9 protein-coding genes are annotated in these 14,554 nt (G+C 43.8%); 1 reads left to right on the top strand and 8 read right to left on the bottom strand.

Features of this window, described 5'->3' with window-relative positions; translation table 11 throughout:
• Nucleotides 1-8: 8 nt before the first annotated feature.
• The 3 genes from A8709_RS09325 to A8709_RS09315 are packed head-to-tail and all read right to left on the bottom strand — an operon-like array spanning nt 9 to nt 2,792.
• On the bottom strand, nt 9-1,286 hold the full coding sequence (locus tag A8709_RS09325; protein WP_341833418.1) for a Gfo/Idh/MocA family protein: 1,278 nt from the start codon (nt 1,284-1,286) through the stop codon (nt 9-11).
• Between the two features lie 53 nt (nt 1,287-1,339).
• Complete coding sequence (locus A8709_RS09320) at nt 1,340-1,663, bottom strand: MocE family 2Fe-2S type ferredoxin (protein WP_065852086.1); 324 nt, start codon at nt 1,661-1,663, stop codon at nt 1,340-1,342.
• 43 nt (nt 1,664-1,706) lie between these two features.
• Nucleotides 1,707-2,792 carry a fatty acid desaturase gene (locus A8709_RS09315; protein ID WP_065852085.1) on the bottom strand — a complete coding sequence of 362 codons (1,086 nt, stop codon included), beginning with the start codon at nt 2,790-2,792 and terminating at the stop codon, nt 1,707-1,709.
• 140 nt (nt 2,793-2,932) lie between these two features.
• Between A8709_RS09315 and A8709_RS09310 the strand changes: the two genes are divergently transcribed.
• Nucleotides 2,933-3,814 (top strand): AraC family transcriptional regulator, encoded by an 882-nt coding sequence (locus A8709_RS09310; protein WP_065852084.1) that lies wholly within the window; start codon nt 2,933-2,935, stop codon nt 3,812-3,814.
• 444 nt (nt 3,815-4,258) lie between these two features.
• Here the strand turns inward: A8709_RS09310 and A8709_RS09305 are convergent, their stop codons facing one another.
• From A8709_RS09305 to A8709_RS09285, 5 genes are all read right to left on the bottom strand, one after another.
• Complete coding sequence (locus A8709_RS09305) at nt 4,259-6,616, bottom strand: glycosyl hydrolase family 95 catalytic domain-containing protein (protein ID WP_065852083.1); 2,358 nt, start codon at nt 6,614-6,616, stop codon at nt 4,259-4,261.
• Nucleotides 6,617-6,628: 12 nt separating this feature from the next.
• Entirely contained in the window at nt 6,629-8,839 is a 2,211-nt protein-coding gene (locus A8709_RS09300; protein WP_065852082.1) for a glycosyl hydrolase family 95 catalytic domain-containing protein, read from the bottom strand.
• A gap of 307 nt (nt 8,840-9,146) precedes the next feature.
• Complete coding sequence (locus tag A8709_RS09295) at nt 9,147-11,180, bottom strand: hypothetical protein (protein ID WP_065852081.1); 2,034 nt, start codon at nt 11,178-11,180, stop codon at nt 9,147-9,149.
• 32 nt (nt 11,181-11,212) lie between these two features.
• Nucleotides 11,213-13,024 (bottom strand): sensor histidine kinase, encoded by a 1,812-nt coding sequence (locus A8709_RS09290; protein WP_084224780.1) that lies wholly within the window; start codon nt 13,022-13,024, stop codon nt 11,213-11,215.
• Complete coding sequence (locus A8709_RS09285) at nt 13,008-14,459, bottom strand: response regulator transcription factor (protein ID WP_065852080.1); 1,452 nt, start codon at nt 14,457-14,459, stop codon at nt 13,008-13,010. Before A8709_RS09285 ends, A8709_RS09290 begins: the two co-directional genes overlap by 17 nt.
• Between the last annotated feature and the right edge of the window lie 95 nt (nt 14,460-14,554).

Here is a 14,554-nt window from a genome sequence, read left to right as displayed (position 1 = left end):
GCAAGGTATTATTCCGAAAGCTTATCTTCAATCTGCCGACGATAATCCCGCAAATTAACGACTTGCTTCGTCAAACGTGAATTCTCGGCGGCGAACGCCATCAAATGACTTTGCAAGGAAACCTCTGCTGAGGTGAGACTGCTGCTAGCATCCGTTCTCAGCAGCTTAAGAAAGTCTTTGACAATCCCTCCGTCGCCGCCGCCATGCCCGATATGGCCGTCTGATTTATTGAGCGTAATCGTTTCTTTGAATCCGGTATCGAACCGGTGAATTTCAATTTCATCTTTTTCCATCGCCGCCCGTATCTCACCCTTGGTGCCCATCAGCTTGATCGTTCGACTAATCTCATTCGTAAAGGCGCTCATTATGAAGGAAGCCGTTACATCATTCGCAAATTCCATGTTCACGACTTGGTGGTCGACTACATCATTATCGCAGTGGAACACACATCGGCCGTATGGCCCCTCCTGCAAAGCCTTCAATCTTCCCTCGTAGCTCCAATCATCCGAGATCGCATAGGACCACCATTTTAAGTTTTCTGTTAAATACTGATTAGGTGCATAATATTCACATTCGTCTGCCGCTGGACACCCATCCAAGCAGCGTTCAGTTGCCCCCGCCGGTGCGTTCTTCGCTTTAAAATACGACAATGAACCAAAGGATGATAGATTTACGCATTCTGCCCCAATAAGCCAGGAAATAATATCAAGATCGTGAGAAGACTTGGATAGAATCATAGGGCTCGAATTCGCTGTCACACTCCAATTACCTCTTACGTAACTATGCGCTTGGTGTAAGAAACCAACATTCTCGTTATGCTGAACCGTGACGAGTTCTCCGATTGCATTTTCATCTAATAGACGTTTAAGCGTCTGGAAAAATGGCGTGTACCGGAGCACATGACAAATCACCAGCATCCGTTCATACTTGTCAGCAGCTTGTACCACTTGTACACAATCACCAGGATCGGTAGCCATCGGTTTTTCCAGCATGACATGGTAGCCCGCTTCCAGTGCGCGAAGTGTCGGAGCAACATGCAGCTGGTCCTGTGTGCAGATAAAAACGGCATCAGCACGCTTGGGTCCTGCAAGCAATTCCTCCCAGCTTTCAAAGCATACTGTTTCATCTAGTTCAAACATTTCCCGCACTTTGTTCCTGCGTGCTTGATTCGGATCGGCGACGGCAACAAGCTCCGCCTCCATCCGATGTTTGTGAACATAATTGATATAATTCAATCCACGCATGCCGGCACCAATTAATGCAATCTTGATTTTTGCTATTTCCATGTATATGCTCCTTTATGGGTTTTCGACTGCTTGATCTTCAAACAGTGACTCACCTACTCAATCTGAATGTATACTTTATCGTTTTCAATCTTTACTTGATAGGTCTTGAGCGCAACGCACACTGGAGCTCGCTTCGCAGCACCGCTCGTATAATCGAATCGTCCATTATGCTTCGGGCATTCAATCATATTGCCCATTACAAGTCCATTCGCTAAATGAAATTTCCCGTGTGTGCAGTAACCGTCAGTCGCGTAATATTCGCTATCAGCCGAGCGATATACGGCGAATGTCCGGTCTCCATAATCGAATCGGATAACGTCTTCTTCGTCAATATCATCCATTTCGCATACTTCAATCCAATTCCCAATAAGATTCATGGACTTTACTCTCCTTTATTCGTAGCGTACCTCGCCCAGTCTCTTAGACGACAATACGAGGTACATCTCCCGAGTATTCGCTGCTATCCATTTTCCCAGCAAATTCGCCATAGCGCGGAACGACGTACGTAACATCCTTTTTCAACCGTTTGACAGCAATTAGCACTTCACGAACGGCACTTGGAAAGCTTGACGCCGCAGCGGGACAGTCATGCTTAATCTCCTCATGCAGCGCAGGCAAATTGTAGTAAGGAACCAGCGGAAACATATGATGCTCCATATGATAGTTCATGTTCGTATAGAAGAACCTCAAGATCGGATTCGTATAAAATGTCCGTGCGCAAATTCGATGATCCAGCTTATCCTCGTACAGTCCAACATGCTGCGTGGCAATCAGAAATGCATTCAGGTAGAAGCCGTAAATGGCAGGCAATCCGATGAACATGAGTGGCAGAATGCTATGCAAATAGAAGCAAGAAGCAATCAATCCGCCATAGCCAATTAGGAAAATTCGCGCTTCCCAAAACAGCTTGTTGTGCTGAATCTGCGGAATAAGCTCTCTTTCAACAGCGTTAAGTAGGCCGCAAGAGTGGGTAACCAATCTTACAATCGTAGGAATCAGCACATTGTCCCGAATAACCCATTGCAGCAGTCGCCGCCATTTTGGTGGACGCGGTGCGAATATTTCCGGGTCGCTTCCGACGACAATTGTATCCGTATGATGGCGGGTATGCGTCCAACGAAAGTTCGTTGCCTGCTCCAACGTAAGGAAGGAGCACACCTGGTACATTGCCTCGTTCAGCCAGGCCGTTCGGAACGGAGTTCCGTGGCTGAATTCATGCCATTTGGAAACTGCTGCCGTACAATAAATCGCGCCATATATTGCGAAGGCCGGAATGCTCCACCATGTTCCCCATGCCAAATAAGCGGCATAACCTGTCGCGATCTGAATCAAGATCCAGATCAGCGTATCTCTTAAGGCAGGAGCATCTCGTCTAGTCATCAGTTCCTTTAGACGCTTCCTCGGAATCGGGCATTGATACCACTCGGCGGATACAAGACCCTTCTGAATGGCTTTCTCCCGCTCAGGGCCTAGTATGCTGTAATCTCTTTCTCTCGGTACGCTCACGATCATCACTCCAAGTCTTGTTTGTCGAATTGTTATGACTTCATTGTAAGATAATTCATATTTGTTTGACTTCCAGGATTTCATTAAATAAAATCAGACACATAGGAATAATGAAAACAAGAGGAGATGTGGCACTAACAATGAAGAGATTCGGATCAGCTTCAATGCGTTGGGTATATCTGGCAGAGGATGAGAGCGGCCTTATAGCTGGAGTTCCCGAGCTTCTACAGCTTGGATATCAGAAGCTCGCAGAAGCCCACCCCATCCCCCTTCATAGCCACGACCAAAGTTACGAGTTCGTTTATGTTGTCAACGGGAACATCACTTGGGAAATTGGCGGCGAATACTACCCCGTTAACGCTGGACAATGGTTTTACACGCGACCAGGAGAGCTGCATCGAGCACGGTTTGACCATTTGGAACCAAGTCGAATTTGGTGGTTCGTCCTGAAGGCCCCTTCAAAGGGATCCGCTTGGCTTCGTTTGGACCAAGATGATGTTGCCTTTGTGGCTGACCGCTTGCAGCAGTTGCCGCGAATTTTCCCTGCCAGATCGAGCGTCTCGGAGCAGTTCACGCGCCTAAAGACGACCATAGAGAGCGATATGCTGAACAAACAACTTTTCGCTCGTCATCAAGTACTAGACATCTTGCTCGGCATGCTGCAACAGCCAGCAGCCAAACCGATTGACCCGGATCTCAAGCAATCTATTGCATCCCAAGTCAAAGAATTCGAGCGCAACCCTGAAGCGAGGTATTCCATTGAAAAAATGGCCCACTCCGTCGGAGTGAGCGTCTCGCATTTCTATAAATTGTTTTACGAGCTCTATGGACAAGCCCCCGTCGCCTATATGGAGCGCATCCGAATGGAGCATGCTTGCACATTACTAAAGACCGATAGGTTGATTACCGACATCGCCATGGAACTTGGTTTTAAGACGAGTCAGCATTTCACGACCGTTTTCAAGAAGTTAATAGGAAGCTCGCCAAGTGAGTGGCGAAAACATGTCCGTGATCGAACGTAGATTATAGTTTACGTAGATGATCACCATAGGCAAACATCCAACCCAACTGCTGATTCTAGGCATATATTGAGGGAGAAGTTCAAAGAAAAATAAGGAGTGAACTTGATAATGGCCTATATGCCAAGCCCTCCCTCATCGCCTCCGCCCAACTATGTGCCGCAACAGTCCACCTACGCTGTAGATCCTAGAGGCCTCTGTAATTGTGTGGAACATTACACATACCTTTGGCTTAGAAATGGAGACAACTTCTGGTTCTATTTGTCTTATATCGGAGGTAGCAATGTATTGGGATACCGGTTTTTCGGAGGAAGATGGAATGTATACTCCGTTGATTTAAGGGATATCACATCGTTTACGTGTCAGTAAGAATTCATCAATAAGACTGCCCATCTGATGCCTAAAGAGGTGTTCACCTAATTGAGTGAACACCTCCTATTTAACTTTCTACATCTGAACTTTCAAGTCAACCTTACGTCCAGCATCCAATTGTAAATCTATACGCTTGCTCTCCTTACGCTCATGGTTGTTGATGAACCTTATCGGATGCGGAAGCACGAGTTCAACGGATTGATCTTGATGTCGAGATCGTAGGCTGACGTTCACCGTATGGCTGTCCTGATCCCATTCGCAGGTAACTTCGACGGCGCCTTGAGCCAGCATCGGGCCAACTGCACCTTTCCGCCACTTTTGCGGCAGCGCAGGCAGTAGATCAATACGACCAGGCTGAGAAAACATCAGCATCTCTTGAATGGCAGCTGTCCACCCCATATTCGCGTCAATTTGGAATGGCGCATGTTCCATACCGATGCCAATTCCCATCCCCCGCCAATCGTTGCAAGTTGTGAACAAATTATTCATAATGCTGGAACGACTCAAAATATCCAGACATTCTAAGGCGGAATCCCCCATTCTTAACCTAGCGTATATGTTGGCCATATGTGCGAGTGACCAGCCGGTTTGCTCATTGAGTCCAACAACCAGCCGTTTGCGGACTGCCATAACAAAAGCCTCGAATAAAGCAGGATCGCTCTCTGGAGTTACTTCAGTTCCAGGAAATACCGGATACAAGTGGGACTGGTGTCGATGATGGTAGTTATCTTCGTAAAATGGATGCATCCACTCCCGTACTGCACCATCCTCATTGATCTGGTACGGTGGGATCCGATCCAACATGATTTGCCATTCTAGTATCTCCTCGGCATATGTACCTGTCAGGCTTGCTCCCTTTATGAGATTATTTATCACTTCTTTGGCTATGGCAAAATCCAATGTGGCGTTCATCGTCGTTTGCATTTCCGCCCCTGTTCCCTGACCTTCCCAGTAGTTGCCGGGGGTGTTCTCTGGGGAGTTTGAGGGACTACTAACATAATAGCCATCCTCTCCCAAAGTAAAAAAGTCTTCATAAAATAAAGCAACCTCTCGCAGAAAAGGAAGTGCCTTCTGACGTAAAAAATGTTCGTCTTGCGTATGAAGGAAATAGTTGTAATAATGCTGAGCAACCCATCCGGCTCCGCCCGTCCAATGAATAATATGGGGGTATACGTGCTTTAACAATCCAGATCCCGGCGCGGTTGGGGCAGGTATATAAATTCCTCGACAGCCATACAATCGTCGGGCATTCTCACGGTAATCATCCATTTGACTCTCAACGTAGTGAAATACAGAAAGCAGAAGCTCAGGCATGTTCCCTGAGAGAGCTTGCCAATAGATCATTTGCAGGTTTTCATTCACCATGTGGAACGCCCACAAGCCTTCATACTCACCGCACCACAGTCCGTATAAATGACAAGGATTGCTGGCTGGCCTTGAGCTCGAGATCAGGAGATATCGGCCGTAAGCCCACATTTTCTCGATCAACTCCAAAGGCGCCTCCCCTTGGTAAGCCTGCAGCAGCAGCTCTTCATTGCTCGTGTTCTCTGTATCTGCATGTAAATCTAGCCGCATAGATTGAAAAAGTTCCTTATGTACCTTCACATGCTCGTCCAGCAAAACAGCATATTGTGAAGGAATGCCTTCCAGCTCCTGCTTGATCCGCGCCCAGGCAGCAGTCCGCTCTTCTTTAACAAAAGGGATGATACGAATCATCGCCTGTGATGCTTGAGATATTCCTATTTTCGCACCGCCTAGGCTCTCGATTGTGCCATCCTGTAAAGTTACGCACAGCACAGCTCCAAAGTCTGTTCCATCATCATTTTTGGCGGCATAAAACAGAAATCTTCCCTCCGTGCGAACTTCTACCCCCTCTGGAAAAACCACATTAGGTCTTCGGACATCCCCTCGATGATGCAAATCGAAGGTAAGCTCCGCTTCAAGTAAATCCGTTCCTTCAGCCCGAATCTCACATACAACCATGTCACGCGTCCGCGATACGAACAACTTCCGCTCAAAAGTCGTCCCCCCATCGATCCAGGAGACCGCAACTTCGCCCGTAGCCATATCTAATGTCCGGCGATAATTTTTGAACGCTTGGCGGGTTGCCATCGTTAGCTTCAAATCGCCAAGCGGCAATGGCCATGCCATTCGAGGCTGGTAACCTTTTTCTAGAAGTGCATTCGCCAAGACACGGTCTGCCTTATCTGCTTCGCCAGCAAGGAGTAGACTGCGTACTTCTGATACCCAATCACTGACATTCGGCATCTCCGGAGATTGTCCTCCCCTCCATAAATCAGCGTGAGTCAACATCACCGTTTCTTCATGTACAGCTCCGTATACCGCAGCACCTACGACGCCATTCCCAGATGGAAGCGCTTCTCGCCACATCGATTTCCACCAGGAGGCCGGATAATTCATCAACAACTTCATAGATACACCCCGTTATCGATTTGCTGGTACAAGCATAATTTTCTCATTCACTTTCGTATTTAAATTAAACCTTGTTCCATTATGCTCTTCTGTTAATATGCCATTTCGATAGACGGACACAGCTTGACCCGGCCACGGATTCTGAATCTGACAATCACGTCCTTTCTCACTTTCGATGATCACATACTGTACTTCACCATCTTTGTATTCACTCGATACCAAGAAGGCTCCCACAGCCCTTAATCTCCCGAATTTGGCTGGCTCCTCTTTGGGCCAGACTGGGAATAGCCGCAATACACCTTCATGGCTTTGCATGAACATTTCATGAATCGTATTTGGAACTGTGCTAGCATCCTCAATCCCCCCACCACCATGTTGGATAACAAGATTTGGAAGGGACTTTTCCTCACATGCTTGGCGCAGATGATGCAGAATAATTCTCGGATTATAACCTACCCTTACAGCTGCCGGATAATATGTCGTAAAGGCATTATAATCGCTCCAGCGATTCAATTCCTCCAAAGTATCCAGGGCAATATTCAATAATTCAGGCGTGCTGTCCAGACCAAGCACACCAGCCGGATAAATATGTTGAATAGCTAGAGCACCACGATTGTTCCACGCCATTCCTTCTTCTGTTAAGCGGAACAGGGTCTTGTCATTTTTTTGAAAAACAGGGTATGGGCTTAGATGCTCGAGGATATGATGCCATTTCGCATGACGATCCGAGTCGATACCGAGTTCTTGGCTTAGTTCCAATAGGCTTTTGAAAATCATCCTCACGAAACCGAGTGAAAGTATCGGATTCATGCGATCATTGGAGAGTTCATGAATAGAATCATCGTAAATGACGTAACGTCCCTCTTCAAACTGGAGATAATCTTCCCAAAAGTTGCCTGTCTCCAACAAATAGGGGTATATTTTTCTGCCATAGTCAAGATCATACGTATGATAAAAGTGCATGATTAGGTTGACTGCTCCGTATGCAGCATTCGACTTTTGGCCATGAAAATAGGTTGTGCATGTCATCCCCCAAGGTCCAAGCTGCACGGGCAAATAGATTCCGCGACAATTCAGCTTTTGCTGGGCGTACCACTTGCCAAGCGGCAGGATATCCAGCAGCGGATCGCAGTAAGATTCCGCGATAGCAATGCGATTCCCCGAGTATAGTCCCCAATATGGGGCTTCATAATTATAATTCATCGTATATCCGCCTGAATAAAGCGGTCGGTCATTGGTTACCCAACTTCCTAAGATCCCGGGCTGAACTTTACCTGATCTCGTACAGGATCCAATGATGTAATAGGAAGCGTAATAAAACTTATCGAGAAGAGGATCATTGATTTCAACATAAGATTTCTTCCAATAATCACTCCACCAGCCCTTATGCACTTCTTGTAATTGTATGATCATGTCTCTATCGGACAGTCTCGCTGTCTCCTTTGCTGCCTCGAGATAATCCAAATCATCTAAATTACTGGTTAGTGCTGTGACAACATATACGTTAGTTCCTGGCGAAACCGTGCAATAAGCTTCCGCATTATCAAAACACCACTTGTAACGAACTTCTTCCCCCCCAACAATACGGGTCACTGCTGCAACTCGTCTCGTTTCGGGAAGATTCGCTGAGTTAGCTGCATACTTAAACCAGATTAAATCTTCATCTGAACCATTTTTGTAATTGTAGACTTCATATTCACCTTTGGCTCCCGCGTGTAGAATTACTCTAAGGTCAATGGCATATCCATCACTGAACAATTCAGTAACCAGTACATTTTTCTCTGCGCATACCCAAGATCTCATCCGAAGTGTTAATCCATCTTTCTTAAAAGTCCCGCGAACCTCGGCATTAAGAATGTCTTGTTCCTGCAAATACTCGGCTCCAGCCAACTTCGGAATTTGAAGCGTAATCTGGCCTACCGTCATAATATGGGCTCCGGTTCTACGTCCATCCTCGTTCAATAGGCGATCACGACGCTGTTCTTCCGTTTCACCAAGGCTCGGCTGAGCCCAGAAATCATTTTTACCCATATAAAATATCTGTTCTTCTGGATTACCTCCAATAGTGACGCCTACATCACCATTACCCAGAAGAGGAGAATCTGGCATATAGTTTGTTGGCAAATTCATCGATGGAGAAACAAACACGGCTTTTCTGACGTCCCATTCCTCTTCACGAATCTTATGCTCAACAAATTCATTCATTTGATCAAGACTGTACATACGATTTCCTCCCTTGATGCATCCCTATTTGTTTGGTTTGATAGCGCTTTATCTTACATAAAAAATAAACGACTTTCCCCATTAATGGTATGGAAAGTCGTTAGATATATATCGATAAATATTAGGAGTATAAAAGTAAGTTGCATCTAGCGTGGCTAATCTGCGAGTTCCCCTACCGATTTACACGCACGAGTATACCATGTTTGTCAAACGCAGATGCACATATGGCTCTTGATTATTTTTTTACCGCTTCGCCTTATAAAACTCATGATACAGCTTCATCAGCGCCCGTTTCTAATCATCTCGACTAAGTCACCTTACATACCCCATGGTAAGCTAGCTGATGATAATATGCTCCATTCATATCACTGCTTAGTCGCCATTTGATGTCACTAATTAACGCATATGCCTGTTTAGCCTGTACCTGATCAATAGCCTGAAGCAGCGTGACTTCATTCTCACATCGTTTCATACAATCCATTAGAAGAGCATGTCTATTTTCCAATTTCGTCATCATGAGCATGCGATACCTGAAGAACATTTCTGTGTGTACTTTGAACACTTTGACCACTTGGATCTGGTAGTCCAGACATTTTCTCAATGCCGCGTAGTCCTCTTCTACGAGCTCACATTTACATCGCTCCAAGATTTCACTCATTTTCAAGATATGAATAACTGCCTGTTCTTTCTCAGCAAGAATAATTGATAAATTTTCTTCCGTAGGCTCTAAAATCCATTTCCGTTCTTGCCCCGCTTTATTATAGGGATGATCCAAGTATTCCAATTGCCATTCATATCTTTCTATAGAACCAATAAAAGAAGAATGAAAATTATTCACAACAGATTCATTGGCATACTGTGCTTGCTCCGCGACCTTCTCCGACAATTGGAAAAATTCCAACATCTGATCAGGGTATCCCCCTCTCTTACACATTTGCCATACATCGGTGAGCCCAATATTCATATCCCAGCAGGTTTTGAAATAGACATCATATTTAATTGACTGTACACCCTTTAATACGGCATAATCGCCAACAAACTTCGTATTCGGACCTAGGGCATAACCGCGTATCCTACACATAAAGCCACTAATTCCCTTATCGTAATAATGCCTCATTCGATCCGGTATGAATTGCAGCGCACATGTAATCCATCCAGCCCAATCCCCTCTGTACTCGCCTCCGAGATCGAACTCTACCCACTCCCTGCCCGGAGATAGTCTGCCTGGAAGTGTTGCTGGTGAATGGAACCGATAAAAATCCTCAACCTGCATTTTACTTCGAGAATAACAGCGTTCAGTTAATCTCCCCAGAATATCTTCATATACTTTTTCACAATCAGGATGGTGAGTAAAGCTGGAACAAATGATCCGCGCATCACTCCTGCCTACTTCATCCATGGCCTCAAGGGCTTTATCGTACATCTCGAGGAAAAGCTCCCCAATCGATCTTGTATCTGTCTCAGGACGGTAACATTGCCATATTTCCATGGCCTCTCCAGTCCAAAGTTCAATACCTGACAGGGCTGGGAAATCCACCATGACCTCTTTTATTTTGGATTTATAGAATAGCCAAGTATCCTCACTATCTAATCGCAGCACACATAATCCCGTATCTGGATTGCGATAGAACATGTCTGGGTGTTTTTTAAGCAGATCTTCAGGGATATTGAACTCGGTGCAGGACAGGTAGAAGTCCATTCCCCAATTTTTCGCTTCCACGATGATTTTGTTTAGGCACTCCTTGGCAAGCTTGATCTTGCCCAGCCGGTCCTCTCTTTTCAGAATCGGAAAGTATCTAAAATCAAGAAATTGATACCAGCTCATGCTGATCCAACTATCGATCCACATCAGATGATTAACTCGTTTTCTAGCTAACAGCTTGATTAGATTAAGATTCTCTTCCAGGTTTTCCATCGACGTCATCGAAGGACCCCAATGCCGCTCGACGCCTCTCTTTTTTATATCAGGTGATGAGGTCATATCTAGTAAAGGTAACCGCACTTCTCCATCAAGAACATACGTTCGATCTAGAATTTCACATATGCCATATAGGATAGCCTGTTCACTTGCACCAGATAGATTGATATGATAATAGCCATCTTTGATGACCATACACATAGTAAAAGTCTGCTCACAATAGCCTTCCATCACTTGAGGTTCCAGAATGCGAATTCGGTTGCCTTCACCAGGCTCCGTATGGACGCGAAGGTTTTCAACCTGATATTCATCTCTCCATTCCTCCATCAACAACCTAACAGCATTGTTCGTTATGATGCCACTATCGTAGCCAATCTCAATACTAACCTGACATTCTCCGTTTTTTGTAACGTAAACATCCATCTCCCCGGTTGTCCTCCCATTCACAGCTATCTTCAAGTTATCAAGGTTATTTTGCCAGTAGGTTCAATAATAGGCAGCCTGACGGTAACTTTGGTTCCTATACCTGCTTCACTCTCCACATCCAGACCATATGGCGATCCAAATTGTAGCTTTAGCCGCTTATTAATATTGCCCAGCCCTATGCTTTGTTTCTCCGTGCCAGACAGTTCTAAATTCTCGTCATCTCGAATCCCTTTACGTAATGCGGACAACTGGATGTCCGTCATCCCTACCCCGTTATCTTCGATTTCAATTTGCATATAGCCCTGCTCAGAAATACAACCGCGAATAAATAGACGTCCTACCCCTGTTTTCATCTCAAGGCCATGGTACATCGCATTCTCTACAATCGGTTGAAGAATCATTTTCAACGATTTCATGTCTAAGAAAGACTCATCCATCTCGATGACGATCTCAAATTTGCCCTTGTACCTGATATCCATAATTAACAGATAATCCTTGATACAGCTCATTTCGTCCTTGATACTCACAATCTCTTGGCCCTTAATGCTATACCTGAAAATGCGCGACATGGCAGAAGATATACTAACGACCTCACTCACATCATAAGCTAAGCCAATGCTGCTCAAGCAGTTCAACGTATTATAAAGAAAATGAGGATTAATTTGGCTTTGCAATGCCGACAATTTTGCTTGTTTTTTCGATAACTCCGCTTCATAGAGAGAAGTTTGATTGTCAACAATATCTCGCGTCATCGTCTCTACGTTATCTAGCATTTGATTGATATGGGTAGCAATAATCCCTACTTCGTTGGTTGATGGGATTTTCAATCTATGCTTCAAATTCCGCTCACCCACATGGGATAGAAATCTCACAATTAACATGACCGGACGTGTGGTATTATACATAAATATGCTGCCGATTAATGTCAACAGGACAATCATAATAATCCCCATCCAGATTCCTAAAGAAACGATCGGCTTCATATCGCTGGTAAGCTCTGCAATCGGAAGAACACTGATGACTTTCCAGTCTACATTCTCCATTTTCTTATATTGCACGAGCGATTTTTTACCTTCATACACAATCTCATCTTTCACTGTACTGCTGATACCGTCCTGCCAAAAAACATTCTCGTAATAATCACCTGCTTTAAGCCCTTTATTGCTTGCGATCACCCGATTGTCGGAATCAAGAATTAGAAAGAGTGAATTCTTCGTTAATTCCGTTGTATTCACTAATTTCTCTAATTCCCTTGTATCAAGAAGAAAAATACAGTTCCCAATTTTTGAATAATCCCCTGTTGCGTCAAAAGAAGAAAAGATAGGTGAAATATACGAATAATAATAGAACGCATCACTACTATCTCTCACAATCGAAGAAAACACAGGTTTTATAAATTCTTTGCTTTGAAAATTGTACATTTTCCCCAAAGTTTTCAAAATATCATTGTTGTAATGCATATTGTCTGAGATCAGCCTGTTATTATTATTTAGCAGAACAATGCTATAAATATTTTGATTGGAATTCCTTGTGTGCGTAAAAATTTCAGAGACATAGTCATTTAATTCTGCACTCCGAATGCTATTCGTCGACACCATCAATTCCTGTACATACTTACTATAACTAACCGTAATGGAATCTCTCTCCACACTTTTAGCAATCGTATCTACATTTAACACGACCTGTTCCATCAGATTCCCCGCGTACTTAGCCGCGCGTTCCCGAGTAAGCGAATTGAAGAAAACATTATACATGCTCTGCATCAAGATCATCATAATTAGTGCAATCAGAATTAACAGCGATATTTGGTGTTTTAGCTTCAGATTACGAATTAAGCGCATTCAAGTCCCCACTCGTTTTACGATATTTGGCAGGTGTACACCCTAAATTCCGTTTAAACACTTTATTAAAATAGAAGTAATCACTATAACCGACACTTTTACAGACATCAGCAATAGACAAGTTACTATTCTGAAGCAGCTCCGAAGCCTTTTTCATCCTTAAATCGGTCATATACTGGGAGAATGTCATGCCCGTAACCTTTTTAAACAACTCACAACAATAGCTTACATTGATGAAAAATTTCGTGGACAAATCCTTTAAAAACAGTTCCTCATGAAAGTTTTTATTGGTGTATTGCAGCAGTTCTTTAAATTTATTATTAGCATCCCCGAGCTGCTCTCGTTCTGGATCGGAAAGCTGTTCAAACACGTATTCACTTAGCGATTCTAAGTTCATGAACTTTTCTTTCATTTCACTATAATCCAAAAACTCAAAATCTAGTAATTGACTGCTGTTATCACTGTCTTTTAGCGTATGCATTACAAATTCATTCCATAGAAACACTGCATCTTCAATGCCTAGGCTGTGTTCACTAAAATAAGACATAATCACAGATGAGAGTTCCTTCATATTCTTATATTGAACGCGTTCAAGGCCTTCAATGATATTTTCAGCAAATTGTTTGACCAGACTTTTTTTGCTTTTATTATATTGTGAAACTCGCTTTGAAAGATCGACAAAACAATCATTACTCGCGATATCTGACGTTTTTAAAAGCACGGGTACTTGATCAGCTCCATCACTGGATAAACTAATCCCTGCCTTATCCACGACATGTTCATTGGAAGTAAGACTACGATAAATCAATTCACTCTGATCTTCATCACTATTTATAATGAACACACATTTTTTAGGACCTAATTTTAAGGTAGTTTGTTGTGCTCGATTTCCCAATTCCAATAAAACCACATCATCATATTCCGCATGTTTAAAATAAACCGTTACCACTTGATATCGCTTATAAGGTTTATGCCGCAAGCGCATATTCAAAAGAGACTGATTATCCTTAAACTCTTCCAACAATGACATATAAAAGCTCAAATCATTTGTACTGCGTTTATTCTCCAACTTTCTATAAAGCTTATCCAGCATTTCCTCTGCCTTGTCCATATCCAACGGTTTTAATTGATAATCCATCGCGCCTTCTTGCAAAGCGTGCTGGACATAGGAGAACTCTGCAAACCCGCTAATGACGATAAAATCAGTATCTATCCCTTGTGCTCTCGTCTTTTGCATCAGTTCAATTCCTGTCATCTCAGGCATTCGAATATCCGTAAAGACGACATCTGGACGTTCTTCACAAATCACTTCTAAAGCTTTCGATGGTTCTGTTGTTTCACAAATAATTTTAAATCGGTTCCCATTACGCTCGATTAATTTACGAATGCCGATCAAAGCCCAAGGTTCATCATCAACAATGACCACACGATACATACAGGATTCACCACATTTCTGCCTTTAATATCTGCAAAGGGAACTCTTTATCCGTGGACAAAGAGTTCCCTTTTTCATGACTACTTACACTATAA

Source organism: Paenibacillus pectinilyticus, from assembly GCF_001700435.1.
Taxonomy (GTDB): domain Bacteria; phylum Bacillota; class Bacilli; order Paenibacillales; family NBRC-103111; genus Paenibacillus_E; species Paenibacillus_E pectinilyticus.
The sequence above is the reverse complement of the archived record's forward strand: the minus strand, read 5'-3'. Positions and strand labels throughout refer to the sequence as shown.